The following is a 26539-nucleotide window of genomic DNA, read 5'->3' as shown; positions in this document are numbered from 1 at the left end:
AGGACTGGGCCATAAGCGAGTCATAGTGAAGCAGACGTCGACATACGTTAACAATGACATTTCTAGGTCGGATTCACGATAACGAAGCGAATCGAATTCAATGAAATATAGGTGTTTGTGGGAAAGGAGGATTGTTTATGTCTAAGCAAGAGAAGGGAGTACTTGCTATTGGCTCGGGATCCATGCTGGATTCATTGGTTAAAACCTGGCATGAAGCGGGAGACTTCACACTGACGGTTTGCATAACTGACACGGAAACTCCCGATCATGTTGCATTTGCGGTATATCAGGAGCCTGACGAACAGGGAGGATTGACCTCAAATGTCACGATGAAACGGAGAGATCTCAAACAAGATTGGCTCAGTATTATTCGACCATACCGTTTTATCCTATACGCCGCTCAACTTGATAATTTGGTTGAATGGAGAGACCTTCAAGATGCATGTGAATTGGAGGGGAAACCCCTTCTGCCTGCGATAACCTTACGTGGGGTTGGATTAGTTGGGCCATTGTTAGATGTGGACGGATCAGCACGACCAGAAGCGGTGTGGCGGAGCCTGCACCCGACCGTGTTCCGAAGTGAGAATGAGCAACAGAGCTTCTCGTTAACGGCACTTCATATTCTTACAAATCTGGTTGTGCATGAATATCATCGGGAAGTGACAGCAGGAAGAGACGGGAATTGTAGAGATCAATGCTATATTTTTGATCCGAACAGCTTAACAGGGAGCTGGCATTCCATTCGTTCACATCTCTTCGATGTTGAACGAGGGAGTAAGGCGGCTTGCCGTATATCTACAGTGGATGAAATCATCACAGCAAGTACTGAGCGAATGAATGATTCAGATTGGTATACCAGCTTCGTCGATATGACTTCCTCTTCAATTGGAAATTTTCACAAATGGGAAGAGGCGGGAATTGTGCAGCTTCCTCTCGCACAATGCATGGTTCAGCCGATTGATCCGGCATCAGAATCATTTGTCCGACTACTGCCAGCAATCATATGCAGTGGATTGACACATGAAGAGGCTCGGCGTGAGTCGGGGCTTGCAGGATTGGAAGCGTATGCGGCACGTTTATTACCGTTTCTGTTCCCTGTATCGGGGAATGACCATGTGGCTGCTATCGGTGTAGGTGCAGGTTGTGAGGCAGCTGAAGCTGTTGGACGGGGAATTAGGGCATGCTTGACGAAACGATTGCAGGATCGTATTGACCGCAGCCGACACGGGGCGAATCAGATGATCGTATCGCGACTGCGATTTGAACATGTAGCAGACAGCCGATGTCAGTATTATTTGCAGTCGCTAGGTATCATGGGAGGTGAGTCTATTATTGCGGTGGGGGAGCCGCTGCATGGTTATCCGGTAGTATGGGTCTATTCGAGGGATAATTGGTATGGAAGTGTGGATGTAGATTTCACAATTGCGCTTCGCCAGTCCCTTCAGAAGGCGCTAACTCAGGTTGAGGGGCATGCGTCCGATCTATTTCTAGTTCAATGCGAAGAAGATAATTCAATGAACACGGTCGCAATCCCTCATATTTCCTATCCGTTCACATCTGCTTATTGGATAGCAACGGTGCAAAGAGTATTGGAGAAGAACAAGAAGAACGATTCATACTTCGAAATATATGATTTGCACAGCAGTTCTTTCCTTGGTACAGAGGCATTCTTCGTATGTGGAGTGCGGCTCAGAGAGGAGGGCTCTACGTGAACACTGTCCTGGTGATTGGAGAGGGATTACTTGCGGATGTCGTATATGCACAGTTAATGGAACAATGCGATTACACCGTAACAAGATTGACGAATCACAATGAAGAAATTCCAAGTACAAGTATGAGCATCGCATTGGTGCTTCAGGATCAAGAAAACCTTGGCTTGCTGTTGGAAATGAATGAGAAGCTTCAGCAATCGGGAATTCCGTGGATATCGGCTTATTTGAGTGGGGAAGAAGGGTTCGTTGGTCCAATGAACTGGCCAGGTGCATCCGGATGCTTCCAATGCGCAGACATTAGAATGTCGATAGCGGGCAGCAATACTAAAGCAACTGATGACATGCTTATGATGCTGGTTAACCCTGACTATGTCCCTCGAGTTGAATCGGACATTGAAGTGACAGGGTATCGATTTATGGCTCAGTTACTTGTTGAGGAGACATCGAAATGTGTAAACGGACACAGTCTGTGTACCGACAGTCACATTTATATGATCAACTTGCACAGCTTGAACTGTACGCGGCATTATATTCTTCCTTATGGTGCTTGTCCAGTATGCGGGCAGCTAGATGAAGATTCGCCGGAAGCAGCGAGTATTGTGCTTAAACCATCTCCCAAGCTGGATAATAGCTATCGGTGTCGATCCATGAATGAATTACAGGGGGTTCTGTTCAACGACTATTGGGATCGTCGATCCGGCTTATTTAACGACTTAGAGCTGCATCTTTCTTCTGTATTTGCAGATGCAGTCGTCAATCTCCCGCTCGGCTATTACGATGAGGTGACAGGGGGACGTTCCCATTCGTTCACGAACAGTCAGCTTGCTGCCATATTAGAGGGATTGGAACGTTATTGCGGCATCACACCCCGCGGTAAACGTCCAGTTGTGTTCGATAGTTACAACCAACTGAAGGAAATTGCTATGGATCCTGCTACAATTGGGCTTCATGCACAAGAGCAATACGAACAGGAAGGTTTTCCGTTTGCCTCCTTTGATCCAGATACCCCTATTGAATGGGTGTGGGGGTATTCATTTTTACAGGAGCGCCCGATTCTAGTTCCTCATCTAGTAGCCTATTACAGCTTAGGGCACGAAGGGAGTTTCGTGTATGAAACCTCTAACGGCTGCGCATTAGGAGGCAGTCTGGAAGAAGCGGTGTTGTATGGCATATTTGAGGTAGTTGAACGAGATGCCTTCTTAATGACTTGGTATGCGAAGCTCCAATGCCCAAGGCTTGATCCATATTCCTCAAGGGATGAGGAGCTGATCCTCATGATTCAACGGATCAAGGCTGTCTTAGGATATGAGGTGTTGTTGTACAACATAACAACGGAGAATGGGATTCCGAGCATCTGGTCGATTGCTCGGGGAACACCAGAACATGAAGTGAGTGTAGTCTGTTCTGCGGGAGCTCATCTTGACCCGATACGAGCAGCTAAGAGTGCTGTCCATGAACTTGCGGGGACGATCTCCATGGTTGAAAAACGTTGGAAGGAACGTGGTTCGGAAGCACTGTCTATGTTTATGGATCCGTATGAGGTACAGCAGATGGAAGATCATACCTTGCTGTACAGTTTGCCAGAAGCAGCGGAAAGACTTCACTTTCTGTTAGAGGAGCAGCGTCCAGTCCGTTCCTTTGCAGAAGAATTCCCAATCCCAGTGGTTCCAGTCAGTACAGATGTAACAGAAGAGCTGAAGGACGTTCTGGAAGTGTTCACTCGATTGCAATTAGAAGTGATTGTTGTTGATCAATCGTCCAGCGAGACGCTACGCAATGGCCTACATTGTGTGAAAGTACTGATTCCAGGCATGCTACCAATGACTTTTGGCCACCATCTTCGCCGGTTAGAGGGGATTGACAGAGTGTTGGAAGTACCGATGAAACTTGGATATGTGGATCGCAAGCTTACACGTGAGGAACTGAACCCTTATCCGCACCCATTTCCGTAAAGGATGTTGAATGAACGGCATTCGGATTGACTCCAATGATTATCATGATTCATGCATAAGGACGAAAACAAGGTGGTATTGAAATAAACATACTGGTAAAATAAGTAAATGAGAAGTTGATTCCATGAAACAGCGATTGGGATATGTTGAGCTCAATCGCTGTTTTGATCTATTTCTAAATGCTATCTGATAAGAAGCCGACCATTTCTTTTTCAAAATAGAAATAAATGATTAATAGGGATGACATTCCATAGTGAGAGGTATATCTAACATGCATCTATTATTTGAAAAGCTTGTGCAAGAAATTGAGTTCACGGGAAATATGAAGCAGGATATTCAACAGTTTCTAACCGCAAATCATAGCCCGGGTACTGCAGAGCATTGTATGGATGTAGGGACAGAAGCTAGAAGAATTGCGCAATTATATTATGCTGATCCGGAGAGAGCGGAATTGGCGGGATGGCTGCATGATATAAGCGCCGTATTTCCTAACGAGGAACGAATTGAGGCGGCGAGGCAGCTAGGAATTGATATACTGCCCGAAGAAGAGCAATTCCCGATGATCATCCATCAGAAGCTATCCAAGGTGATGGCCCGGGACATATTTGGCGTTCAGGATGCCGAAGTGCTGGATGCGGTGGGCTGCCATACTACGCTGCGAGCCGATGCCTCGCAGCTTGATCTTGTCCTATTTGTTGCCGACAAGATTGCATGGGATCAGCAAGGCATTCCCCCTTATATCGAGGAATTACATCATAATCTCGCAATATCGCTGGAACATGCGGCGTTTGCTTACATTCAATATTTATGGGAGCGCAAGGACACACTGAAGGTCATCCACCCTTGGCTTGCAGATGCTTATGAACAATTACAGGTACAATTGAATGCGGAATGAAGTTGCAATGTGGAGTGGTCTGACGCAGTAGGCGTCAGACTACTCCATTTTTCGTTGGCTGCTACCGGAAATTTGAAAGAGAAATGGGGCTCCCACTTAGTTCGAATCTAGTATAAATTGGATTATCTCTTGTGGTATTGGTAGAATAAAGAATGGTTGAAGGAAGTTTTTCGATTTTACTATTGACTATCGGAATATTGAAATAGCCACCAAAGCATATTGGGAACGGCTGGAGTTGAGGGAAAGGTGGATGGAGTAACTTGAATGTATGGGATGTATTAGGGATTGAGCCAACGGAAGATGATTCTGTCATCTCAAGCGCTTATGCGAAGAAGCTGACGCTAGAGCATCCGGAAAATGACCCACAGTGGAAAGAAATGCTGCATGAAGCGTATGAAGTAGCGTTGAAGCTGGCGCGCAAAAGGTCAGCAACAACAGAAGCTTCTAACATGAGGCTGAACGATCATGGTGAACGGTTGGAAGATCCATTTGTACATAAGACGATTGCAAGAGAAGAGGTTGCTGTGAGCACAGCTTATCCTTATGCCGCAAATCCGATTCAGGTATTTCTAGCCCGAGTATCTGAGCTATATAGCAATTTCGCAAATCGAATCCAGCCTTCATCTTGGAAAGCCTTGTTCCAGGAGAACGCGGAATGGGATATTAAGAATCCGCAGTTACGTGATGAAATGGTGATGTTTCTTGAGGAGAAGCATTATTTTCCGATAGCGGTATGGATCGTGCTGGAGGATACTTTCCGTTTCCATGAGCATGAGGAAGAATTAAGGGAACGCCATGCCGGGGAATTCATTGATTACATATTTGAACAGGTTAACGGTACGATGGAGCTGACCTATGATTGTTTCATTGATGCGGACATCGATTTTGATATTGACCGTTATCTCTACCTGCGTGAGATGGCGCAGTATATGCTTATGCAAGGAGAACTGGAAGAGGTAGGCGCATATTTGAGTGAGGCCCATGAATGGTTCCAAGACGATACTGACCTAGAGCTCATGCGCGGCAAATACTTCGAAGCAATCGGCGAGATGGAGCAAGCATTGGATTGCTTCAATCAAGTGATTGCGATGAAACCCGATGAGTTTGAGGGACGATGGCACCGTGCACAGCATCTGTACAAGGTTGAACAATATGAAGCTGCCTTGGCGGACTGCAACCGCTTGCTGGAGATTGAGGAGAATCAGCAAGATGCGTTGTTGCTGTCCATTCATTGTTATACGCAATTAGGGCAGATGAAGGAAGCGCGTATGAAGCTCCAGCAATCCAATGACATTGACAATGTTCATGACATTTTACGGTATGTTCACGGTATTAAGTTTTTCAACAAATATAGATATGCACAAGAAGTGGAAGAAAAGGGACAGAGACAAGCACGCAAACAAATTTCATCATTTCTCCTCTACTTCTATCTCCGCTTGACTTGGCTATACATACTCGTCTATGTTGGACTTCAATTATTCATAAGCGTACCTATCGCCGTTACAGTCCTGTGGCTTGCAGTAATGGTGTGGAGCGGTTGGAAGACGTTCAAGACTTATCGAATGATGACTACCTAGAAGGAGGGCTCCAATTTGCCAAGCGAATACAATAACCAACAAAGAAAGCAGCTGGAGCTGTACTTCCGTTGCCTTTCTTCTGTATGTACGGATAGTTTAATAGTGTACCACTATATCCCGTTCGGATTTCCATTTACAGATCGAATTCTGCGCAGAGGATCGATGAAAAAGGCGTTCGCCGCTTGGGGAGTTACGGACAAGGAATCATTGCTCAGTCGAGTTCAGTGGCTGCTCGAAGATGGACTGCGCGAGGAGTATAAGAAGCTGCATACGAGTCTAGCTGCACGCAACGAAGTCTCTCGCAAGCGGTATGTGGAATCCTCCGTGGATCATCCTGACCATGCCAAGGTCGTAATCGTCAATGCATTTTTGCACCAGCTTCCTTCCGGAGAAATTGCGGCATTTGGTGGGGCTTGGGCAATCTTTATGTGCAATATGGGACTTACCTACGGCTACTTAACCAAGGATGAAGCTTGGGACTTGAAGCTCAAGGCGGCTCGCCATTTGCAGCAATACTATAACAGCTGGGAAGACTATCTCACTGCTTTTGTTGCAGGAAATAGCTACTCTGACTCGGATAGTGAAATGAAGATGCAGGCTCACATTACGAGTATAGCCTCGATGCTGCTTGGATCAAGCACATTGGCCATGGATAAGGCACAATGGGGGTTAGCTTGACGATACAATGAATGTGGATGATAAAGATTCTCATTCAGGCCAATAAGGCGGAATAGAAGGTGATCAGATGGCAGCTGAAGTTCATGTAGCCTGCATCCATGATTATTTTGAGCGCTATTCTGAAATGATTCATGGTGATATGAAAAGCAGTGCTTGGGAGCAGCAAATGTTCCTTCCTCCTCACATTGGAACGGGTAGTGTGACCCGGATGCGCGTCCGTGAAGGTATGGAAATTATGGTGACGGATGTCACTTATGCGGAAGATATGAGGCTCTGTATCCAAGAGGCATGCCGTCTGTTTGAGCTGAGTTATTGCTTGAGCGGTGAAGTGTATTGCGAGTGGAGCGGAAAAGAAAGCTATACGGAACCGCAGTCTGGCAATGTGCTGCTATTGGAAGATGTGCGGGTATATGAGGAGAAAAAGGCAGGAATGCACCATCATATGGTTGAGGTGAGATTTTCTCCAGATGAACTGTATGCCTATGCCGTTGATGCGGCTGAGAAGCAGAACATGGAAAGATTGCTTCATCGTCATCTTGGCAGTATTGACACCTATTCAGTCACACCAGACATTCATCGATGCGTAACGGATATGCTTCAGTGCGATTATCAGGGGAAGATGAAGCGGCTATACATGGAGAGTAAAGCCATCGAATTCCTCGCCTTATTCGGAGAGGCGGACGAAATTCATGATCGAACTGTAAAGCGAAACGTTCGTCGCGATGACATCGCAAAGCTTCATGAGGCACGGGAGATTGTGATGAACAATTACGAACAGCCCTTTTCGATACGAGAACTCTCCAAGCTTGTCGGGATCAACGAATTCAAGCTGAAAACAGGATTTCGCGAGCTGTTCGACACAACAGTATTCGAACTGGTGCGCAAGCAGCGGATCGAGAAGGCGATATGGCATATGGAGATGGAACATCTGAATGTTGGGGAAGCTGCCGTCGCGGTCGGGTACAGTAATGTTAGCAACTTTACGGCAGCCTTTCGCAAGCATTACGGCTGCAATCCAAGCTCGTTCCTCAAGCAGCTGGAACAGCAGGATCAAGTTCGAAGGTCGTCTTCGAATGGCGGCGACGCTTCCATTTCGCAAGGGAACCCTTTGGCCTAATGTAGGTAGAAGGGTTCTTCAATTAATTCCGCTATAGGGGCAAAGACTCCCTCTTCAGGTAGAGCGTATGAACATGATTGGCTCATAATCAGAGTATTCATGTGATTCTAACTACTGGAGGGAATCGTAATGTCTCCTATTTTGACAATTACATCACAACGCACGGATGGTAATCAGCAAATGGAGGGGAATCCGAAACGATGGATTGCACTCGTTATCGTACTGCTGCCGACGCTGCTTATCTCACTGAACACTTATATGATTCAGGTTGCTCTGCCGTTGATGCAGCACAACTTGAATGCAAGCTTCGCTGAAGCGCAGCTAATCGTTACAGGTTTCTCCCTTGGCTTGGCGGTGGCTTTGATCATTAGCGGGAAGTTGGGTGACATATACGGAAGAAAACGGCTGCTGTATGTTGGAGTGAGCGGATTCACAATCATGGCCATGCTTGGCGGCTTGACCTCGGATCCTTCCCTGCTTATTGCTATTCGGATCGTTCAAGGCTTGACTGCTGCGCTCATTCAGCCCCAGGTGCTTTCTACGATGCAGGTCAGCTTTCCGCCACGGGAAAAGGCAATCGCGTTCAGCATTTATGGTGCAATCATTGGATTTGGATTTGCTTTTGGACTCATTTTTGGGGGTCTTATCGTCAGCTGGAACCTGTTCGATCTTGGCTGGCGGATGGTGTTCTTAGTTAACGTTCCATTCGGCATGCTGGTTCTGATGCTGATGCCAATCATTCCGGAATCGCGCAGGGAGAAACAGCCTATTGATTGGAGTGGTGCACTTCTGCTCATAAGCGGCTTATTTTTTCTTGTATATCCTTTATCGGAAGGGCAGAGGCAGGGGTGGTCGTTGTGGGTTTGGTTTTGCTTGCTGATCGGTATTGGTGTACTCATTACTTTTGTGGTATTCGAGTGTCGTACGAAGAGAAGAAACGCCTTTCCATTGGTGAATCTTGATGTATTTCGGCATGCTTCCTTTCGCGTAGGTATGTTGGCTGTGCTTGTCGTGTACCTGGGCATGTTCGCCTTCTTCTTCCTATTAAGCTACTATGTCCAATACGGCCTTCATAAGGATGTTCAATCTACAAGCATGGTGTTTCTGCCATTGGGGGTCGGATTCTTTCTGTCCTCTCTCTTATCCTCCCGTTTCGTAGAGAAATGGGGGATAGGTACATTGAAGGTCGGCTCAATCGGCATGGTAATATGCATATCGCTGCTGATTGTTTCTATCCTGTATGACGCGAGGGCTATGTTTGATTACCGTAATCTTCTCCTGTTATGGCTGTACGGATTCAGTCTTGGCATGGTCACGACACCACTTGCGAATATCGTTCTAAGCACAGTTCCGAAGGAGGATGCGGGATCGGGATCAGGATTATTCACGACCTGTATGTACTTGGCGAATTCGCTAGGGGTGGCATTGATCGGTATTGTGTTTTCCGGCGTACTTGGACATGTGCTCGTAGAAGCAGAGCTGTCTGATTATGTACGCGCATTTTCTGTATCAGTTGGTGCTTGCGGAGGGCTGGCACTGGCGACTTTCGTCTGCCTCTGCTTTTTACCGGATCCAAGTCGAAAAAGCCGAATGGCAAAAGCGAAGCATACATTGTAAAAAATGATAGCGTAAGAGAGAAAACCATCAGAAATGAAGGAGGGCATGAGTATGATCACGCTGCATCAGGTCGAGTACGGGCAAAAATCTACGCTTCGTAATTTGCTGGAGCTGTATAAATATGATTTCAGTGAATACGATCCTGAGGACGTCAACGAGAACGGTCTATATGAATATATGTATCTGGATCATTACTGGACAGAGAAAGGGAGATATCCTATCTTCATTCGAGTGGATGGGAAGCTTGCGGGATTAGCGCTTGTAAGGGAGTTGGGAACGGATGATGATAAGCGAACGGTTTATTCGATGGCGGAATTTTTCGTAATGAAAAAGTATCGGCAATCGGGAGTGGGAAAATATGCGGCAACGGCTTTGTTCGATCAGTTTCAGGGAACTTGGAAGGTTGGCCAGATTGACGAGAACGTACCGTCGCAGCATTTTTGGAGAAAGGTAATTGCAGCGTACACAAACGATAACTATGAAGAGATTCGAGAAAACGGCTGGGACGGCCCGATCCAATACTTCTCCACTGTGCTTCGGTAGGAGAGAGTTTCCATATATTGTGTCCATAAAAGAAGTATTTTGAAATAGCGTCATCAATTTTACGCCCCGCTTGTGGCTTCTGGATCGCTGCATTCACCAGTAGCAAGCGGGGCGTTCTATATCGATTCATATGATCTCGGTGCACTATTTAAAGCACCTGTTTAAATTAACAATCCGCCTCTTTCTTTATGCCGCGCAATGAGTACCTCACTAGTGACGGAAGTGATACCATCAATCGTTTGAAGCATCCTCAAGCACTGCTCAGCATGCTCGGGATCATCCAGCAGAGCATGGACATGCAGATGCGGCTTGCCGCTCATTTGATACACGTTCGTAATCTCCTCAGCTAATCTTAGCTGTTCTACGACATGCTGCAGCTTCACCCAATCCACTTCAATATCGAAATACATCGACAAGGTTTTGCCCGCCTTGAGCGGATTCACGACAATGGTGAACCGATCAATAATCCCCTCCTCCATCAATTGATGAATTCGTTCGCGAACAGCCGCTCGGGTCAAGTTGACCATTCGTCCAAGCTCCGCATTGCTTAAGCGTCCATTCTCGGATAACAGCTGCAAAATCCGTGTATCGATTTCGTCTAAATTACGGAACTGCATTTGATCAACCCTTTCGACTTGTACTTGTCCTATTAAGCCCATTATAGCACATACAATGTAAAGTAAATGATGCAATCTATTGATCGAATGTATAAAAAGGTGTATACATATGTATGAGGAAGAACATGGCGCGGAAGGGGAGAGGATGTTGTCTTTACTAGCGATTGAAATACTGTTGATCTCCGTATTGGCTGGAATCGTCGGGGCAGTGCTTGGTCTGGGTGGAGGGATTATAGTTACGCCAGCATTGACCTTATTGTTCGGTGTTGATATTAAGACGGCGATTGGCGCAAGTATTATTTCGGTCATTGCAACCTCCAGCGGGGCAGCGATCGCTTATATCCGAGATCGGATTACGAATGTGCGAGTAGGCATGTTCTTGGAGGTTGCAACAACGGTGGGAGCGATAACCGGTGCATTTCTAGGCGGAATCATGGCGCCTACGGTACTGTATATTATCTTCGGTCTGCTGCTGCTATACTCGGCGGGGACTATGCTTAAGAAGCGGAATGATGAACTGCCGAAGGATGTAACTATGCATCCGGTTGCGGAGAAGCTGCGCTTGCAAGGCGAGTATTATGATAAGGCTTTGAATCAGACGGTTCCGTATAAGGTGGACAATGTATACGGCGGATTCGGCGTCATGTACGGGGCAGGGGTGATATCGGGTCTGCTTGGAATTGGCAGCGGCAGCTTCAAAGTGATGGCGATGGATGTCTTCATGAAGCTCCCGCTTAAGGTATCCAGTGCGACGAGCAACTTCATGATGGGCGTTACGGGCGCTGCAAGCGCGGGGGTTTACCTGTTCCGTGGCGACATCGATCCGGCAATCTCGGCTCCAGTGGCGCTAGGCGTTCTTGTGGGGGCAACGGCTGGCGCGAGAATCATGCAGAAGATGAAGAGCAAGACGATTCGCAAATGGTTTATTCCCGTATTGGCGTATGTGGCCATTCAGATGATTGTACAGGGATTGGGGGGACTTCTATGAGTGAGCTTGGGCGAGAAGGCAGCGTACAGCAGTCCGAGATCGAACAAATGCGCAATGACAAATCGGAAGCGGTAGAGATTGTTGTCAGCAAGTGGCTTCGGGTAGGGGTACTTGCTAGTGCAGCGGTGATCCTTGCTGGCTTGCTGCTGTTCCTCATTTCTGGAGACAGTGGATATCCTGAGCAGACCTTTCCAACCAGTCTGGCAGGAATTTATGCCGGTCTATTATCAATGAAGTCGTATGCGATTATCCTGACAGGGCTGCTTATGCTCATTGCAACACCAGTACTGCGGGTTTTTATCTCTATTTTTGTTTTTCTGCATGAACAAGATTATTTGTATGTAGGAATAACAATAGCAGTGTTCTTGATCTTAGTCGCCAGCTTTTTCATTGGAAGTGCAGGGTGATCTATTGTGTTAGGAGTGCCTGAACAGAGAAAAGTCAGTCAATAATATTCGCCAGGAAATACCTGTTCATCCACTTGGATTCATGTATACTAAAATAGAATATGTATCCAAATGAAGAGAGCATTGAGTGGGAACTTGATGTTCTCTTTTCGTCTCATTTACTAGATAGGAGTGGTTGCCATGTCTATGCTGCAAGTATTAGATAAGGGGTATGTCCGGTTAGTCAACACGATGGGTTCGGATTTGACGGTTGTCAACTCCGCACGGGTATCCTATGCCAAGGAATCGATGGAGCTAAGTGAACGGGATATTCGATTGATTCAATTTCTGGCTAGAGAAGGACACACCTCGCCATTTCGACATGTCATGCTGCAGTTCGAAGTGTACGCGCCGCTTATGGTTGCAAGGCAGTGGTGGAAGTATGTCATAGGTTCTTCCCATATGGAAGGCACAGGCGACAGCTTGGAGGCTTGGAATGAATCGAGTCGTAGATATATCACTGAAGATCCTACCTTCTACATACCGTCTCAGGGGGAATGGAGAAGCAAGCCGAAGAATTCGAAGCAGGGCAGTGGAGACATTGTATCCTGGGAAATCGGGCAGAAGCACACGGACGAGCTGATGAACTACATTGAACTTGGAGTTGCCAAGTATGAAGCGGCACTAGAAGATGGCATATGCGCGGAGCAAGCTAGATTATTTCTGCCTTCTTATGGCATGTATGTGCGCTGGTATTGGACAGCCTCCCTGCAATCGGTAGCCCACTTCTTGAATCAACGCCTGGAGCATGATGCTCAGAAGGAAATTCAATCTTACGCGAAGGCGATATTGGAGCTTAGCAGACCTATTTTCCCACATTCCTTGCAAGAGCTCTTGAAGCAGGATATTGGGGAGTAAATGCAGGTAACAAGTGCATGTAAATGGCCTTGAGGGGAATAAGCAATGGACGCAGTCATATTGTTGTTCGACTTCTCCAATACGGTGCGTCCATTCTCATTTTCTATGAATCTCTTACTTATAGACCCTTAGATTTATTGCTCGCAGGTAGTATGCGTCGTTCCACGCTCTCGTACACATCAAGCAAGCGAGACAACCAAGCAAATCTAGTGGATGACCAATACACGAGTACAGCTGAGAAGATTCCGATCATTGCACCTACTGCTATATCTACTGGATAATGTACGCCAACCCATACACGAGATAACGCTACACAACCCGCCAGCATGAGCCATAACCAGCCCCAGCCTGTTTTTTTGCGCATCAGCCAGAACGACGCACAGATGGAGAAAAACAATATCGTATGATCACTGGGAAATGAATTATTGATGCTGTGATCGATTAATTTACTAACATGCGGGAGTTCCGCAAATGGTTGATGATGCGAATGGAACATTCCAACCGCTTTGCCAAGGAGCTCTGCGAGAATGAATGCAAATCCGCCCTGCAGCACCATCATGCGATTGGCCGTTGTACGAGTGAACCAAAATAACAGCATGCAAGCTGCTAACAGATAGATCGTATATTCCGCAATGAATACGACGGATGGATTTAGAAAGGAGAGCTGCTTGCCTAAGTCGTTAATTCCACGAAACATTTCAATATTTAATTGGGGTAATGACACGTATGCTCTTCCTCCTTGTGACCTATATCAATTAGATCTAGTATTTATTCCATATGCTTAGTATAGGGAGAGGGCTTTAATTGCTCCTTAATAAATTCTTAATATTACATAAAAATCTGATCAGAATCAGCTGGTTATTTATGGGTTATCGCGTATTTGCTAATATGAACCGAATGGGGAACACGATTGTTATGATTCCTATGTTGAAATAGGAGGCTGTCAAAATGGACTTCAATCTTTTGTGTCACTATTACGAAGCCGCAAGAGGGCCATTTCACAATTTGTCTGCACTGTCTATTGAAGAAGCGAACAGCATCTTGTCCGAGTTAAGAGAGAATGGAAGAGGCTTTGCAAGCAAACGATCTGAAGATTACATGCAAATTAGGCGTCAATTAGAGAAGCAGGCAAGAATGATGTTTGTAGAGCAAGGCGGCAATCCTCGGACGCTATATCCTCACTATATGACATTAGGGCAATGCCACTGGCTGCTGGAGTGGTATGAAGAGGGAAGAGAACTGCAACTACATATTGATGACTTCGATGCGAATAGCATCAGCTTTACATATGGAGACTTATTTCCTACGATGCGTGTTGAGGATGGGAAGCCCTATCGTAAAAAGGTATATACCATAGATACCATTCAAGCGGTAGTCGAACAGTTTGGCTGGCCACAGCATTGGAACGCGCACGGTCAATATGGCCCTGAGCGATATATTGAAGTTCAAATATGGGATGAAAGGGTCATAGAGCGATACAGAAACAAATGGATAAATAGCGGAAATGCAGGCATCCACGATTTTGAAGGGAGAACAATCTAATGAGTGAAACCGCATGGTGCTGCTGTATTGTATGAATAAGCAACATCAAGCGATAATGGTACTGAAGGGAACGCTAGAAGAAGTGGTCTGTTCCTTCTCTAGAGAAATAGTAGAGCTATAAGGGGTCTCAATTGGAGGACTATTTTGACAGAGCGCAAGATTTAAGATCCTCCAATGAGACGATATAGAAACGATGTAATCTTTGATTAATAATAGGTTTGCAGGAACAAAGAGATTTCATCGTTAATGGTGACTACATCCGATTCTGAAGGGAAATGTCCCATATCGTATGATTTGATTGCGATCAAATTCGGGATGATTGCGCGAGCTGCTTGATTAAGCTGCTGATCTGGGAAAAATACGTCCTTTCGGCCTGTGATGAGAAGAGTTGGCGCATGGAATTGCTGGAGTTCCTCTTTCTCTGTAAGTTTAGGCATATTTTGCTCAAGTTTCACATATCGAAAAATGTCTCCAATCATTTTCTTGTCTGTTGCCTTCATCGTATTGTCAGATATAGCATTGGTTAGCTTATCAAGGTATCTATCTGAGGAAGTTGCATGGAACAGAAGCAGTGGCAAAAGGATGTCCTTCATCATTTTGAGCTTCGATCCTAAACGTATCCCTGCTGGTGACACGAGCACGGCGCAGTCTATTTTATGTGGCATATAGGCGGCTAGTCTTAATATGATTCCTGCTCCATAAGAGGGGCCAATAAATCCACATTTCTCGATATTAAGACCGTTCATGAGTTCTTCAAGCCATAGGGCGAAACTATTATCCTTAGCTGACACTCTAGTTTCTGCACTAAACCCAGGATGACCAATCGTATCAGGCGCATAAATTCGATACTGGCTTGCTAATGGGGAAAACCAAGACAACGTCATTGGGTTGATGCAATTTCCCCCTTGTAAAAGGAACAACGGTTTTCCATCAGTGGGGCCCGCAGCTAAGAGATGAGTTGAGCCAAAGCTCGTATTCAGATACATACGCTCCACAGGAAACGGCAAAGCTTGTATATAGTTTTCATAATGATTTGCAATCAATCGTTTTCCATTTTCACTTTTATAAATCGTTGCTATACTCATCGGACGCCTCCTCTGTACCTAGCTCTATCATATTGATACGCTTTATATCGAAATTGGATGCAAATGGGGCGAGTAAGTTTAATTCTCTAACTGAACATGTGGCGGCGAGGCTGATCTTTGTCAGGTTGAAGGCGTAGGTGCTTGCTCTGCATTTGAAAAAAGGGAGTGTTGGTTGATGGGACGTGTCTGTAGAAATGGTTTTGTCGTTCAGACAGTATGGTTTATCATACTTTTTATTCTGCTTCAAGGCTGCACATCCAAGTCTGATCCGGCGTATTTGGACATGAAGGGTTTGAATCAAGATGAACAAGAAATTGTGCAACTCATCAACAAACGAATGGAATATTTGCATGAGGGCAATGCGGAGGATTATATGAAGCTAATCGCACCGAATAGTCCGATAACAGGCATGCCGACCTATCAATTGAAGGCGGTGAAGCTGCACACTCCCATTCATATCCAAGAGCAGAAGAAGATATATCAAGTTCTTCTCCTAGCGGACGATATGCTGAACAACGATGATTTTTTCACGTCACAATACGTATTTATCAAAGGGAAAGACCCCGACTCGAAATGGTTGATTTATGATATCGATTAAATGAATCCGAAAGGGTATCTGATATAAAGGTGATGTCCCGCCTACAATTTCTGCAGGTATCCATTGGGACGATGTAAAACCGACTTGGAACGGACAGGAGGAAGGGGATGAGATTCTTCTGTTTCTGGAGAAAGACGCCAAAGAAGATTTTTTAGTGCCAGTTGGCGGCCCGAATGGAATAGTTCCAATCCGTAACGGCGAAATTCGTGTTTTTGAAGAGTCCAAAAAGAAGGTTTATACTCATTTTATAACCGATAGAGTCTATAAGGAGCCTAATGCCAGCTTGCCTATTCAGTTAGGGGGAACGGATTATATCCGCTACGGTTTGCTGGCAGCAGCTATTCTGTTCGTGGTCTCATTTTTTGCATGGAAAAATAGAAGGCTGTAGATTAATTGATTAACGAAATGAAAACCAATTCGGAGGAGGTAGGATAGCATGAGATCAATCACTGTTCTTCACTATAATGCGTTCTCTACAATTCCACAGAAGGGCAATCCAGCAGGTATTGTGCTTGATGCAGATGCATTAAGCGAGCAGGACATGCAGCGAATTGCGGAGCAGGTCGGATTTAATGAAACAACATTCATTCTTCATTCGGATCAAGCAGATGTTAGCTTACGATATTTTACCCCAGGGCATGAGATGAATTTATGCGGCCATGCGACTATAGCGTCGCTGTATTGTCTATATTCGAAAGGTTACTTTGGAGAGAAGAAAAGCATCAACATCGAAACGAAGGCAGGCATCTTACCGATTGAATTCACGATTCTTGATGGGCAACTGTATATCAAAATGAAGCAAAACAGTTCGCAGTTTATTCCGTTTCAAGGGGATGTCGCTCGATTAGCGGAATCAATCGGATTGCAGGTAGACGATATTGATCTGACCACACCTATAGCTTATGGAAGTACGGGCATATGGACTCTGCTAGTACCTATTAAGAGACTGGAGAAGTGTAAGGCCATGAAGCCTATGAACGCCATGTTCCCGAGTATCATGACTGAATTCCCACATGCGTCCGTTCATCCATTCTGTATGGAGACTTATCATCCTGATGCGTTCATGCATGGCAGACATTTCTCCTCTCCATATTCCGGTACGGTAGAAGATCCTGTAACAGGCACAGCATCTGGCGTTATGGGAGCCTACTATTTGCAATATATGCGAACGGATCAGGACGTTGCCGATTTCTTCATCGAGCAAGGACAAGAGATTGATCGAGATGGCAAAGTGAAGGTTCAAGCTGTGCGCCATGAGGAGCGAATAGATGTTCTCATTGAAGGAACAGCCGTATTCGTCCAAGAAATTGAAGTTGAACATAACCCTTCTATTTGAATTGATAAATGAAGTGTATAATAATGGAATCTAATCCTGTGTAATAAGACACCATATGGCCCGACTGAAAACTCGTTTTTGGTTGGGTCTTATCATGATAAGGAGAGAACTTCGAGATGAATATGAGATTAGCCGGCGTACAAGATATTGATCAGCTTATTCGAATGCGATGGGACTTCACAAATGAATATAACGAACAGAAGATTGGAGAGGAACTGTACGAAGACTTTTACAAGGAGTGCCGTTCCTTTTTACTAGAAGCGATTAAAGGGGGAGATTGGTTTATTTGGGTCGCAGAATTAGATGACAGCGTCATCTCCCACATCTACTTAGAATTGATTCACAAAGTCCCTCGACCTGGGCGAAAGACAAATCCATTTGTATATATGACGAATGTATATACCGTACCAGAGCATCGCGGCAATCAGATTGGAAGCAGGATGATGAAAGAGATAGAGGCTTGGTCGAAGCAGCAGGAGCATGAATTCATCATCGTATGGCCTAGTGAATGGAGCATTCGCTTCTATGAACGGAACGGGTACAGTCTATGCAATGATCCGATGGAGTTGCATTTATAGTGTAGTTCTCAATCAATGAAAGAGGGCTATTCATGAATTGGGCGAACCGAACAACCGTAATCAGAATTGCGTTCGTATTTAGGAAACAACTGGCATCGTCTGAACTTACAAATGGAATGAGGGGAAATGATTTGACGACTACACTCTATTTTGTAAGGCATTGTGAATCACACTATGTCGAAGGGGAAGAGCGCTCAAGGGGAATATCTGCTGCAGGAGAACAGGATGCAATGAAGATCGCCGAATTGCTGCGAAATTTCCCGATTCGAGTGTTTATATCAAGTCCCTATGCACGGGCGATCCAAACGATTCAGCCTCTAGCTGATGTGATGAATTGTCCGATTCAATTGTATGAGGATGTAAGAGAACGGCATATTGGTGTGTTTGGAGGTATGAGCTTCCAAGAGGCCAAACGGAAGGTATACGAAAATTTCCATGTTTCTTTTCCAGAGGGAGAGACTAGCCATGATGCACAGCAAAGAGCGGTTGCTGTACTACAGGAACTGATAAGCAAGTATGAAGGTCAGCATATTGTGATCGGGACACACGGGGACATTATGACGTTAATGTTGAATCACTTTGACCCGACTTACGGATTCGAGTTCTGGATCTCCACGACTATGCCGGATATCTATAAGCTTGAGCTTCAGGATATGCGGCTTCTACGAGTTGAAAAGCTGTGGTATTCCATTTCGAATAGTCGGATCGATACTACCCCTAGTAAGAAGTGAGAGAGATTAGACCTTGAAATACTTGTAATAGAGAAAATTTAGATATCTGTTTCTGCAATAAGAATGCTTATATTTAGGAGGATAATATGATTACATTACAAAAAATAGGAAGAAACAACTGGAAAGAAAGCATACAACTCCAAACGCATGAGGATCAACGCGAATTCGTTGCTCCAAATGTATATTCCATAGCAGAAGTACAATTTCTGCCGGATTTTGTAGCGAAGGCCATTTACAACGAAGATCAAATGATCGGTTTTGCAATGTATGGATTGGATGATGCTGATGGGAATTATTGGATTCGACGCTTCATGATCGACGAAAAATTCCAAGGAAAAGGATATGGCAAGCAAGCATTACAATTCATTATCGAAGAGATTTGCCAAGAACAGGAGACAGACACAGTCTTAATTAGCTATAACCTTAATAATGAGAGGGCAAAAGGGCTTTATGCGAAGCTAGGATTTGTGGAAGAAGGAATCTCTTCCTGTGGAGAAAGGATTGCCAGATATCAACTCGGATCGTCTATTGTTATAAATTAGCTGGAATATGAATAAGGCGATGAGGGAGAGTTATTATGAATGAACTCGTATTCATTAAGGATTATAAGGACATAGACAAATACCGTGCAAGCTTCAATGCATTGGCGCAGGAATCGTTCGGCATTCAGTTTGAAGATTGGTATCAGCGAGGATGCTGGAATGATCGGTATATTTGCTATTCCTACGCCGATGGAGATAGAGTCGTTGCGAATGTGTCAGTTAATGTAATGGATATCGTTGTAAAAAATGAGATTCATGAAGCCATTATGATCGGCACGGTCATGACGGATGAAGCATATCGGAATCAAGGACTGTCGAGAAAGCTAATGGAAATCGTAATCGATGAGTATCAGCAAAAATGCAGCTTTATGTACTTATATGCGAATCGAACGGTTCTCGATTTCTATCCGAAGTTTGGCTTTCATAAAGTACAAGAACCGGAATTCTACTCCGTGATAAATACGCTAGAGGCACACAGCGATCGTCCTCATATGCGGAAGCTGAACGTAATGGACGTTCAGGATTGGGAGCTTGTCATGCGATACTATTCTTCACGGAACGTAAGATACTCGACGTGTGACGCCATTCATGAAGAAGGAATCTTCTCTTGGTATTGCTTGCATGTGTTTGAGGATCATCTGTATTTTATTGAAGAATTAGACGCGGTCGTTATCTTTATGCAAGATGGAAATTCAATACAACTATACGATGTCCTGTCTCCGAACCAAATTGATCTTTCGCAAGTTGTCAATAAGATTGCAACAGAACAGACGGAACGGGTGTACTATCAATTTCATCCTGAGCAAGGTGGGTATAGGGTCGAGTACCCAGAACCATCAGATGATAATTTGTTTATGTTGCCAAATCGTCTTCAATCCCTTGATCACATAAAACTCCCAAAAATCGCGCAGGCGTAATGAGGAGTGAAATGAGTGAAATGCAGTAAAGTTATAACTCCTAACATGAAAACACGATTATGTTTGCTTCTTTCATAAAGTGACTCGCGATCCATGCGCCACGTGCCCATCGATCGTGAGTCACTTTATTTATTTCGTCTACTTGATGATTTTCAACCTACATAATCGCCCGAGAGTTAGGCTGTATAACATTGGGAGATACCCCTATCCCGAAATACGTAAGACGTGGGAAAAAGCATGATATACACGATCTTCTGTCTGGTATATATATGGTTTCATGGAAGCTTGTCGGTTTCGCAGGATCAGGTTCCATACGTAGATGGTGAAATCGAATAAATCCAGAAGGGGGATGACGGATATGAAATCAGTGCTTGAACTGGAGAAGAGACTAGCTGAGCCTTCAGATGAATGTATTCAAGATCTGGCGAAAATCGACGGAGATATTGTTATTCTTGGTGTAGGAGGGAAAATGGGGCCGAGTCTCGCTAAGCTGGCGGTCAATGCGGTTCGTAAGGGCGGGCTGAACAAGCGGGTGATCGGGGTTTCTCGGTTCACTGGAGGAGATGTACAGCGCGAACTAGAGGAAGCGGGAGTGGAGACGATTGCATGCGATCTCCTTCATGATGGAGAATTGTTCAAGCTGCCACATGCAGCGAATGTGATCTATATGGCCGGCAATAAATTTGGCACAACGGGGAAAGAACATTTTACTTGGGCGATGAATGTGTACTTGCCCGGAAGAGTGGCAGAGAAATACAAGGATTCACGCATCGTTGTGTTCTCCTCTGGTAATATCTATCCATTCATGCCGATCGGCAGCGGAGGGGCTGATGAGTCTGTATCACCAGAACCAATCGGTGAGTATGCGCAGTCCACATTAGGCCGAGAGCGAATCTTCGAGTATCATGCGCATAAAAATCAGACGCCAATGCTGTTCTACAGACTGAACTATGCAATTGATCTCCGTTATGGTGTCCTATTAGAGATTGCTAAATCCGTGATGGAAGGGAGTCCGATTAACCTGAGTATGGGGCATGCAAATGTAATCTGGCAAGGTGATGCGAACGCAATGGCTCTTCGCTCCTTGACGGAATGCACGAGTCCGCCCACCATCATGAACATCACAGGGCCAGAGACGATGTCGGTGAGATGGGCCGTGGAGCAATTCGCTAAGCGATTCAATAGGAATGTGCATTTTCAGGGCGAAGAGTCTGAACTGGCACTGTTGAATAATGCATCCAAGTCACATCAGCGCTTCGGGTATCCATCTGTATCATTGCTGCAGATGATCGACTGGGTGGCGGAATGGGTTCAAGCAGGAGGTACTACATGGAATAAACCGACACACTTTCAAGAGAGGGGAGGGAAGTTCTGATAATGGCCGGTAAGAAACTTTCTATTACACTGCATGAGGCTCTCCATCAGGGCTTAGTTATTCCCGCGCATCCACTTGCACTCAATGAGGAGCGTCAGCTGGACGAACGCCATCAGCGCGCGTTGACGAGGTATTACATTGCATCCGGAGCAGGTGGAATCGCAGTAGGAGTTCATTCCACACAATTTGAGATTCGCGACCCTAAGCATGATTTATTTGAGACGGTATTGCGCATGGCCGTTGAAGAGGTAGAACGAGCTAACATAGAACGTCCTTTTATTAAGATTGCCGGTGTGTGCGGCAGTACTGAACAAGCGATGAGGGAAGCGGAACTGGCACATCAGGTGGGGTATGATGCCACATTGCTAAGCATGGGCGGACTCTCCAGCATGAGTGAAGAGGAATTGCTTGAACGTACTGAACGGGTTTCTGCTATTATGCCGATAATCGGATTCTATCTGCAGCCGTCTGTTGGAGGACGTGTCCTCAGCTTTGATTTTTGGCGCAAATTCGCGGACATCCCGAATGTTGTAGCAATCAAAATGGCTCCTTTCAATCGCTATCAGTCCATCGATGTTGTACGAGCGGTATGCTATTCTGACAGAAGAGATGAAATTGCATTGTACACAGGGAATGACGATAACATTATCAATGATCTGCTTACAACGTATCGCTTCGATGTGAGAGGGAAGTCTGTTGAGAAGAGTATTGTGGGTGGGCTTCTCGGTCATTGGGCCGTATGGACGAAGAAGGCAGTTGAATTACTGGAGGAGATCAAGGAGGTGCGCGCCCGAGGACAGATTTCGGGAGAGTGGTTAACGAGAAATATACAAATTACGGACAGCAATGCTGCATTTTTCGATACTGCTCATCAATTTCATGGATGTATTCCAGGGATTCATGAAGTGCTGCGCCGCCAAGGGCTGCTCAAGGGCATTTGGTGCCTGAATCCGAATGAGACGCTTTCTGCTGGGCAAGCGGACGAAATTGATCGAGTATATAGCCAATACCCGCATCTTCATGATGACGAATTCGTTGCTGCCCATCTACAGGAATGGCTGGAATAAACATTAACTGTATTTCATCAAATTCAACCACTTTATCAATTTCCACTCGGGGGAAATCCTTGGTGCATAAGGATTTTACGTGAACTTTTATCCCGAGGATGGTATATTAGAACAATTTATGAAAACGCTTTATTTATTAAATGGTGACTGCTTCTTATACTGAGAGTGAGACTTAAGTTGGAAGCTGCCAGCAGGGAATGCGCAACAATACAAAGGGGGAAATGATCGCAATGTCAAAAAGAGTCATAAGTGTTGTCGTCATGATGACAATGGTCTTCACGCTTCTTGCGGCATGCGGAGGCGGAGGGAGTGCAAGCAGTCAAGAAAGCAGCACAAATTCCAACAATAACAGCAGTAACAGTGGTAATGCAGGTTCCGGTTCCACAGTCACGGGGGATAGTGAGCAATATGGGGATACTGGCGGGCTGAAGCTTCCGATCGTTGATAAGCCTGTAACGTTAACATGGATGCATCCCGGTAATGTCTCCATTACGAATGAAATGCTCGTCGTCAAGGAAATTGAGAAGCGAACAGGCATTAAGGTGGTGTTTCAGACATACTCCAGCCAGACTTACGAGGATAAGCTGAGAACGACCGTTGCCTCCGGAAAGCTTCCAGATATTTTCAATGGATTAAAGGGTGCCGAACTGAAGGATATAGGCAAGCAGGGCGGTGTTGTGGCCATTAATGAGCATGTCGATATGCTGCCCAACTTCAAGAAGCTGTACATGGAAGAAAACCCGTGGGTAATCAAGTCATTCGGCGATCAGAGCGGGAACTTATACTCATGGCCGATATACAAGTTGAATCGGGACGTCAATCACGGTTTCATGTATAGAAAGGATATTTTCGATAAAAACGGCATCAAGCCATGGACGAATACAGATGAATTCTACACCGCTATGAAAAAATTGAAGGAGCTGTATCCGAACAGCTATCCTTACGCTTCTAAGACGAAAGAACACATTTATGGAGACTGGTCTTATGGTTGGGGAATAGGCGGTGAGAACTATCCAATTTATTATGATGAAGCAGATAGAAATTGGAAGTTCGCCTCCGTGCAGGATGCGCACAAAGATATGCTTGACTTCATGAAAAAGATGTTCAACGAAGGGCTGCTCGATCCTGAGTTTTTAACGAATACGCAGGATTCTTGGACAACGAAAATGACAACAGACAAGGCATTTGTAACTTTCGACTGGATTGGCAGATTGGATCTGTTCTACAACCAGGTGAAGAGTGCGATGCCAGATTACAACTTGCGATATGCACTGCCAATTGGTCCGACGGGGCACGTAAGATCGCTGCCTGAGGTTAGCGACTTCGGTATCGCAGTAGCGGATAACGACAATAAGGAAGTTGCGCTGAAGTTGCTGGATTACTTAACAAGTCCATCTGGCGGGGATTTAATGACACTTGGTGTAGAAGGTGTTAACTTCAAGTGGGGTGAGGATGGATATCCTGTGTATCCAGAATTGGCTAACCTGCCGCTAGTGGATATTAGTGTTCTCGAGGATCGCTATGGGATGTGGCAGGAAAGCGCCTATTTGCGACCGAATCCGAAGAGTGTCTATTTCAAGTTCTCGGAAAAAGAGCAGGAAGCCCAAGATCTAATCATGAAGGATAATCGAAGAGAGCCGTTAGATCCAACCCTTAACTTCACAGATGAAGAAATTGCGATCCTATCAGAGCTGCAGACGTCGATCCAGAAGGCAGCGGAAGAGTTCAATTCGAAGTATGTGATGGATAAAAACTATGGTGAGAAGCAATGGGAGGACTGGAAAAACACTGCGAAAAAAGCAGGGATTGATCAAATGCTTGCCATATTTAATGAAGCACAAAAGCGTTTTGACTCCAAGTAAGCTGCGGATCATTTGAAATCGGAGGGGCACCTGGATTCTGATTCAGGTGCCCATTCCTCAAGGGGGAACAATTGTGCAGCAATCAGAGCTTGAGACTAAGCACCAGCGAACAATGACGCCAAGTCGCATGCGTTGGGCGAACTTCTGGAAGCATATCAAGCGCGATAAGCAGCTTCTTGTGCTTTTTATTCCTTGTATTCTCTTCTACGCAATATTTCGATACGGGCCCATGTATGGGTTAATCATCGCATTTAAGGATTACAGTGTGTACAAAGGCGTATTCGATAGCAAATGGGTAGGACTGAAGCATTTTATTAAATTTTTCAGCAATCAGGACTTTCTTATTCTCTTTACAAATACATTCCTGCTAGGCTTCTACACGTTAATATTCGGGTTTGCGTTTCCGATCCTATTTGCCGTTTTCTTAAATGAAGTTCGAGTAAAATGGTTTAAGAAATCGATTCAAACCTTTAGTTATTTACCCTCCTTTCTATCAGTAGTCATTATTTGCAGTATGATCATTGACTTTCTCTCACCAACGAATGGGATCGTCAATCAAGTTCTTTCCTATTTCGGATTTGAAAAAAAGCATTTTTTGATTGATGCTGCATGGTTTCGGCCGATCTACGTCATATCCGATATTTGGGCCACGATGGGTTATCAGGCGATTATCTATTTGGCGGCTGTAGCCGGTATTAATCCTTCGCTGTATGAGGCAGCTAAGGTAGATGGTGCGAAGCGGCTGCAAATGATGCGGCATATTACGATACCAGGAATCATGCCGACGATCGTCGTCATGTTCATCTTAAATATGGGGAATATGTTTAGAATCGGTTACGAAAAGGTGCTGCTGCTGTACAACCCAATGACATATAGTGTCGCCGACGTGTTCTCCACCTATGTGTACCGAAAGGGCTTCCTCGAATCAAGCTACAGCTATGCAGCGGCTGTTGGGATGTTCGAATCTGCCGTAGCTTTGGTCATGCTGCTTGGAGCGAACTATGTAAGCAAGCGATTTGGAGGTAACAGTCTATGGTAGGAGAACGTAAGCTGTCGATCTTCAATGTTGTCAATACGATCCTATTGCTTCTCGTTGCAGTGTGTACCCTTTATCCGGTATGGTATATTGCTGTCATTTCATTTAGTGACACGGTTTCTGTATTGCAAGGGGAAGTAACCCTGTTTCCGAAGGGCTTCAATATAGATGCTTACGTTGAGGTGCTGAAGGATGACAAGATTCCAAGGGCGTATCTGAATACAATCTATTATACGGCGCTTGGCACATTCATCAACCTGTTGTTTACGGCCATTTCCGCTTACCCATTAGCGCAGCGCAATTTTGTCGGCAGAAAGTTCTGGATGCTTGCGATCGTGCTAACGATGTTCCTGAATGCAGGTATTATTCCAACTTTCATGGTGGTCAAAGGTCTGGGCTTAATTGATACAGTATGGGCACTCGTGCTGCCTAATGCAATCTGGACATTCGAGCTCATCATACTCAAGAGCTTCTATGAGAGCATGTCGTCTCAAATTCGGGAAGCGGCCAAAATCGATGGAGCTTCCGAGTATCGCATCTTGTTCAGCATCGTAATCCCGTTGTCGAAGCCCGCCTTGGCGTCGATTGGACTCTTTTATTTCATGGGGCATTGGAACAGCTTCTTCCTTCCGTTAATTTACTTAAATGACAAGGATATGTTCCCGCTTCAGATTGTCTTGCGAGACATGCTCATCTTCAATGCAGAGTCGGATGCTTCGCTCGTAGATCGTGCAGCTCTGGCTCCACAGGCGATGAAGAACGCGACAATTGTATTGTCTATGATCCCCGTCTTGCTTATCTATCCTTTTGCACAGAAATACTTTGCAAAGGGGGTTATGCTGGGAGCGGAGAAGGGATAGTTGATCACGG

At 45.2% G+C, this 26539-nt stretch carries 27 protein-coding genes; 24 read left to right on the top strand and 3 right to left on the bottom strand.

What is annotated here, in order from left to right:
- Positions 1 to 137 precede the first annotated feature (137 nt).
- The 8 genes from M3661_RS11175 (at position 138) to M3661_RS11140 (ending at position 10091) form a co-directional block, all read left to right on the top strand.
- Positions 138 to 1712, top strand: coding sequence for a hypothetical protein (locus M3661_RS11175; RefSeq protein ID WP_251484813.1), 1575 nt, complete (start codon positions 138 to 140; stop codon positions 1710 to 1712).
- Positions 1709 to 3664 carry a TOMM precursor leader peptide-binding protein gene (locus M3661_RS11170; protein WP_251484810.1) on the top strand — a complete coding sequence of 652 codons (1956 nt, stop codon included), beginning with the start codon at positions 1709 to 1711 and terminating at the stop codon, positions 3662 to 3664. Before M3661_RS11175 ends, M3661_RS11170 begins: the two co-directional genes overlap by 4 nt.
- Positions 3665 to 3935: 271 nt before the next feature.
- A complete protein-coding gene (gene yqeK / locus M3661_RS11165) occupies positions 3936 to 4559 on the top strand; it encodes a bis(5'-nucleosyl)-tetraphosphatase (symmetrical) YqeK (protein WP_065290600.1) in 624 nt (207 codons plus the stop codon).
- A gap of 260 nt (positions 4560 to 4819) precedes the next feature.
- Complete coding sequence (locus tag M3661_RS11160) at positions 4820 to 6136, top strand: J domain-containing protein (RefSeq protein WP_251484772.1); 1317 nt, start codon at positions 4820 to 4822, stop codon at positions 6134 to 6136.
- 15 nt (positions 6137 to 6151) lie between these two features.
- Positions 6152 to 6814 carry a DUF1266 domain-containing protein gene (locus tag M3661_RS11155; protein ID WP_251484748.1) on the top strand — a complete coding sequence of 221 codons (663 nt, stop codon included), beginning with the start codon at positions 6152 to 6154 and terminating at the stop codon, positions 6812 to 6814.
- 67 nt (positions 6815 to 6881) lie between these two features.
- Complete coding sequence (locus M3661_RS11150; protein WP_065290597.1) at positions 6882 to 7931, top strand: helix-turn-helix transcriptional regulator; 1050 nt, start codon at positions 6882 to 6884, stop codon at positions 7929 to 7931.
- A 129-nt stretch (positions 7932 to 8060) separates the two neighbouring features.
- Positions 8061 to 9548 carry an MFS transporter gene (locus M3661_RS11145; protein WP_065290596.1) on the top strand — a complete coding sequence of 496 codons (1488 nt, stop codon included), beginning with the start codon at positions 8061 to 8063 and terminating at the stop codon, positions 9546 to 9548.
- A gap of 51 nt (positions 9549 to 9599) precedes the next feature.
- Positions 9600 to 10091: a GNAT family N-acetyltransferase gene (locus M3661_RS11140; protein ID WP_175400475.1), complete on the top strand. Its 492-nt coding sequence runs from the start codon at positions 9600 to 9602 to the stop codon at positions 10089 to 10091.
- Positions 10092 to 10252: 161 nt separating this feature from the next.
- Here the strand turns inward: M3661_RS11140 and M3661_RS11135 are convergent, their stop codons facing one another.
- A complete protein-coding gene (locus M3661_RS11135; RefSeq protein ID WP_065290595.1) occupies positions 10253 to 10708 on the bottom strand; it encodes an Lrp/AsnC family transcriptional regulator in 456 nt (151 codons plus the stop codon).
- A gap of 109 nt (positions 10709 to 10817) precedes the next feature.
- Here M3661_RS11135 and M3661_RS11130 point away from each other — a divergent pair, with 109 nt between their 5' ends.
- From M3661_RS11130 to thyX, 3 genes are all read left to right on the top strand, one after another.
- On the top strand, positions 10818 to 11696 hold the full coding sequence (locus M3661_RS11130) for a sulfite exporter TauE/SafE family protein (protein WP_397376512.1): 879 nt from the start codon (positions 10818 to 10820) through the stop codon (positions 11694 to 11696).
- Positions 11693 to 12103 carry a DUF1634 domain-containing protein gene (locus tag M3661_RS11125; protein WP_397376511.1) on the top strand — a complete coding sequence of 137 codons (411 nt, stop codon included), beginning with the start codon at positions 11693 to 11695 and terminating at the stop codon, positions 12101 to 12103. The genes M3661_RS11130 and M3661_RS11125 overlap by 4 nt, the downstream gene beginning before the upstream one ends.
- A gap of 180 nt (positions 12104 to 12283) precedes the next feature.
- On the top strand, positions 12284 to 13000 hold the full coding sequence (gene thyX / locus M3661_RS11120) for an FAD-dependent thymidylate synthase (RefSeq protein WP_251484729.1): 717 nt from the start codon (positions 12284 to 12286) through the stop codon (positions 12998 to 13000).
- Between the two features lie 118 nt (positions 13001 to 13118).
- Here the strand turns inward: thyX and M3661_RS11115 are convergent, their stop codons facing one another.
- Positions 13119 to 13724: an undecaprenyl-diphosphatase gene (locus M3661_RS11115; RefSeq protein WP_065290592.1), complete on the bottom strand. Its 606-nt coding sequence runs from the start codon at positions 13722 to 13724 to the stop codon at positions 13119 to 13121.
- A 224-nt stretch (positions 13725 to 13948) separates the two neighbouring features.
- On the opposite strand from M3661_RS11115, the gene M3661_RS11110 reads away from it, so the two are divergent.
- A complete protein-coding gene (locus M3661_RS11110) occupies positions 13949 to 14542 on the top strand; it encodes a hypothetical protein (protein WP_251484726.1) in 594 nt (197 codons plus the stop codon).
- Between the two features lie 206 nt (positions 14543 to 14748).
- Here M3661_RS11110 and M3661_RS11105 read toward each other — a convergent pair whose 3' ends face one another.
- Positions 14749 to 15627 carry an alpha/beta fold hydrolase gene (locus M3661_RS11105; protein ID WP_251484723.1) on the bottom strand — a complete coding sequence of 293 codons (879 nt, stop codon included), beginning with the start codon at positions 15625 to 15627 and terminating at the stop codon, positions 14749 to 14751.
- Positions 15628 to 15802: 175 nt separating this feature from the next.
- Between M3661_RS11105 and M3661_RS11100 the strand changes: the two genes are divergently transcribed.
- From M3661_RS11100 to M3661_RS11045, 12 genes are all read left to right on the top strand, one after another.
- Complete coding sequence (locus tag M3661_RS11100; RefSeq protein ID WP_251484722.1) at positions 15803 to 16225, top strand: hypothetical protein; 423 nt, start codon at positions 15803 to 15805, stop codon at positions 16223 to 16225.
- 154 nt (positions 16226 to 16379) lie between these two features.
- A complete protein-coding gene (locus tag M3661_RS11095; protein WP_251484720.1) occupies positions 16380 to 16613 on the top strand; it encodes a hypothetical protein in 234 nt (77 codons plus the stop codon).
- Between the two features lie 48 nt (positions 16614 to 16661).
- Positions 16662 to 17561 carry a PhzF family phenazine biosynthesis isomerase gene (locus M3661_RS11090; RefSeq protein ID WP_251484719.1) on the top strand — a complete coding sequence of 300 codons (900 nt, stop codon included), beginning with the start codon at positions 16662 to 16664 and terminating at the stop codon, positions 17559 to 17561.
- A gap of 116 nt (positions 17562 to 17677) precedes the next feature.
- Positions 17678 to 18139: a GNAT family N-acetyltransferase gene (locus M3661_RS11085; protein ID WP_251484709.1), complete on the top strand. Its 462-nt coding sequence runs from the start codon at positions 17678 to 17680 to the stop codon at positions 18137 to 18139.
- A 32-nt stretch (positions 18140 to 18171) separates the two neighbouring features.
- Positions 18172 to 18870, top strand: coding sequence for a histidine phosphatase family protein (locus tag M3661_RS11080; protein ID WP_251484705.1), 699 nt, complete (start codon positions 18172 to 18174; stop codon positions 18868 to 18870).
- 86 nt (positions 18871 to 18956) lie between these two features.
- Positions 18957 to 19412 (top strand): GNAT family N-acetyltransferase, encoded by a 456-nt coding sequence (locus tag M3661_RS11075; protein ID WP_065290586.1) that lies wholly within the window; start codon positions 18957 to 18959, stop codon positions 19410 to 19412.
- 35 nt (positions 19413 to 19447) lie between these two features.
- Positions 19448 to 20329 (top strand): GNAT family N-acetyltransferase, encoded by an 882-nt coding sequence (locus M3661_RS11070; RefSeq protein ID WP_251484702.1) that lies wholly within the window; start codon positions 19448 to 19450, stop codon positions 20327 to 20329.
- 358 nt (positions 20330 to 20687) lie between these two features.
- Positions 20688 to 21704 (top strand): NAD-dependent epimerase/dehydratase family protein, encoded by a 1017-nt coding sequence (locus M3661_RS11065; RefSeq protein ID WP_251484699.1) that lies wholly within the window; start codon positions 20688 to 20690, stop codon positions 21702 to 21704.
- A gap of 2 nt (positions 21705 to 21706) precedes the next feature.
- A complete protein-coding gene (locus M3661_RS11060) occupies positions 21707 to 22771 on the top strand; it encodes a dihydrodipicolinate synthase family protein (RefSeq protein ID WP_251484696.1) in 1065 nt (354 codons plus the stop codon).
- 230 nt (positions 22772 to 23001) lie between these two features.
- Positions 23002 to 24633 carry an extracellular solute-binding protein gene (locus M3661_RS11055; RefSeq protein WP_251484685.1) on the top strand — a complete coding sequence of 544 codons (1632 nt, stop codon included), beginning with the start codon at positions 23002 to 23004 and terminating at the stop codon, positions 24631 to 24633.
- 112 nt (positions 24634 to 24745) lie between these two features.
- Entirely contained in the window at positions 24746 to 25672 is a 927-nt protein-coding gene (locus M3661_RS11050) for an ABC transporter permease (protein ID WP_051240292.1), read from the top strand.
- Positions 25666 to 26529 (top strand): carbohydrate ABC transporter permease, encoded by an 864-nt coding sequence (locus M3661_RS11045; protein ID WP_021257906.1) that lies wholly within the window; start codon positions 25666 to 25668, stop codon positions 26527 to 26529. The genes M3661_RS11050 and M3661_RS11045 overlap by 7 nt, the downstream gene beginning before the upstream one ends.
- The last annotated feature ends 10 nt before the right edge of the window (positions 26530 to 26539 follow it).

The sequence above is a fragment of the Paenibacillus sp. MER 180 genome, assembly GCF_023713665.1.
GTDB classification, from domain to species: Bacteria; Bacillota; Bacilli; order Paenibacillales; family Paenibacillaceae; genus Paenibacillus_B; species Paenibacillus_B suaedae.
This window is presented reverse-complemented; position numbering and strand designations above follow the sequence as displayed.

Coding starts and splice junctions, on each gene's coding strand:
- M3661_RS11100 (WP_251484722.1), top strand. CDS start 15,803: ATGGGACGTGTCTGTAGAAATGGTTTTGTCGTTCAGACAGTATGGTTT.
- M3661_RS11175 (WP_251484813.1), top strand. CDS start 138: ATGTCTAAGCAAGAGAAGGGAGTACTTGCTATTGGCTCGGGATCCATG.
- M3661_RS11140 (WP_175400475.1), top strand. CDS start 9,600: ATGATCACGCTGCATCAGGTCGAGTACGGGCAAAAATCTACGCTTCGT.
- M3661_RS11145 (WP_065290596.1), top strand. CDS start 8,061: ATGTCTCCTATTTTGACAATTACATCACAACGCACGGATGGTAATCAG.
- M3661_RS11105 (WP_251484723.1), bottom strand. CDS start 15,627: ATGAGTATAGCAACGATTTATAAAAGTGAAAATGGAAAACGATTGATT.
- M3661_RS11075 (WP_065290586.1), top strand. CDS start 18,957: ATGATTACATTACAAAAAATAGGAAGAAACAACTGGAAAGAAAGCATA.
- M3661_RS11080 (WP_251484705.1), top strand. CDS start 18,172: ATGAATTGGGCGAACCGAACAACCGTAATCAGAATTGCGTTCGTATTT.
- yqeK (WP_065290600.1), top strand. CDS start 3,936: ATGCATCTATTATTTGAAAAGCTTGTGCAAGAAATTGAGTTCACGGGA.
- M3661_RS11055 (WP_251484685.1), top strand. CDS start 23,002: ATGTCAAAAAGAGTCATAAGTGTTGTCGTCATGATGACAATGGTCTTC.
- M3661_RS11110 (WP_251484726.1), top strand. CDS start 13,949: ATGGACTTCAATCTTTTGTGTCACTATTACGAAGCCGCAAGAGGGCCA.
- M3661_RS11125 (WP_397376511.1), top strand. CDS start 11,693: ATGAGTGAGCTTGGGCGAGAAGGCAGCGTACAGCAGTCCGAGATCGAA.
- M3661_RS11090 (WP_251484719.1), top strand. CDS start 16,662: ATGAGATCAATCACTGTTCTTCACTATAATGCGTTCTCTACAATTCCA.
- M3661_RS11045 (WP_021257906.1), top strand. CDS start 25,666: ATGGTAGGAGAACGTAAGCTGTCGATCTTCAATGTTGTCAATACGATC.
- M3661_RS11085 (WP_251484709.1), top strand. CDS start 17,678: ATGAATATGAGATTAGCCGGCGTACAAGATATTGATCAGCTTATTCGA.
- M3661_RS11135 (WP_065290595.1), bottom strand. CDS start 10,708: ATGCAGTTCCGTAATTTAGACGAAATCGATACACGGATTTTGCAGCTG.
- M3661_RS11150 (WP_065290597.1), top strand. CDS start 6,882: ATGGCAGCTGAAGTTCATGTAGCCTGCATCCATGATTATTTTGAGCGC.
- M3661_RS11065 (WP_251484699.1), top strand. CDS start 20,688: ATGAAATCAGTGCTTGAACTGGAGAAGAGACTAGCTGAGCCTTCAGAT.
- M3661_RS11130 (WP_397376512.1), top strand. CDS start 10,818: ATGTATGAGGAAGAACATGGCGCGGAAGGGGAGAGGATGTTGTCTTTA.
- M3661_RS11050 (WP_051240292.1), top strand. CDS start 24,746: ATGACGCCAAGTCGCATGCGTTGGGCGAACTTCTGGAAGCATATCAAG.
- M3661_RS11070 (WP_251484702.1), top strand. CDS start 19,448: ATGAATGAACTCGTATTCATTAAGGATTATAAGGACATAGACAAATAC.
- thyX (WP_251484729.1), top strand. CDS start 12,284: ATGTCTATGCTGCAAGTATTAGATAAGGGGTATGTCCGGTTAGTCAAC.
- M3661_RS11060 (WP_251484696.1), top strand. CDS start 21,707: ATGGCCGGTAAGAAACTTTCTATTACACTGCATGAGGCTCTCCATCAG.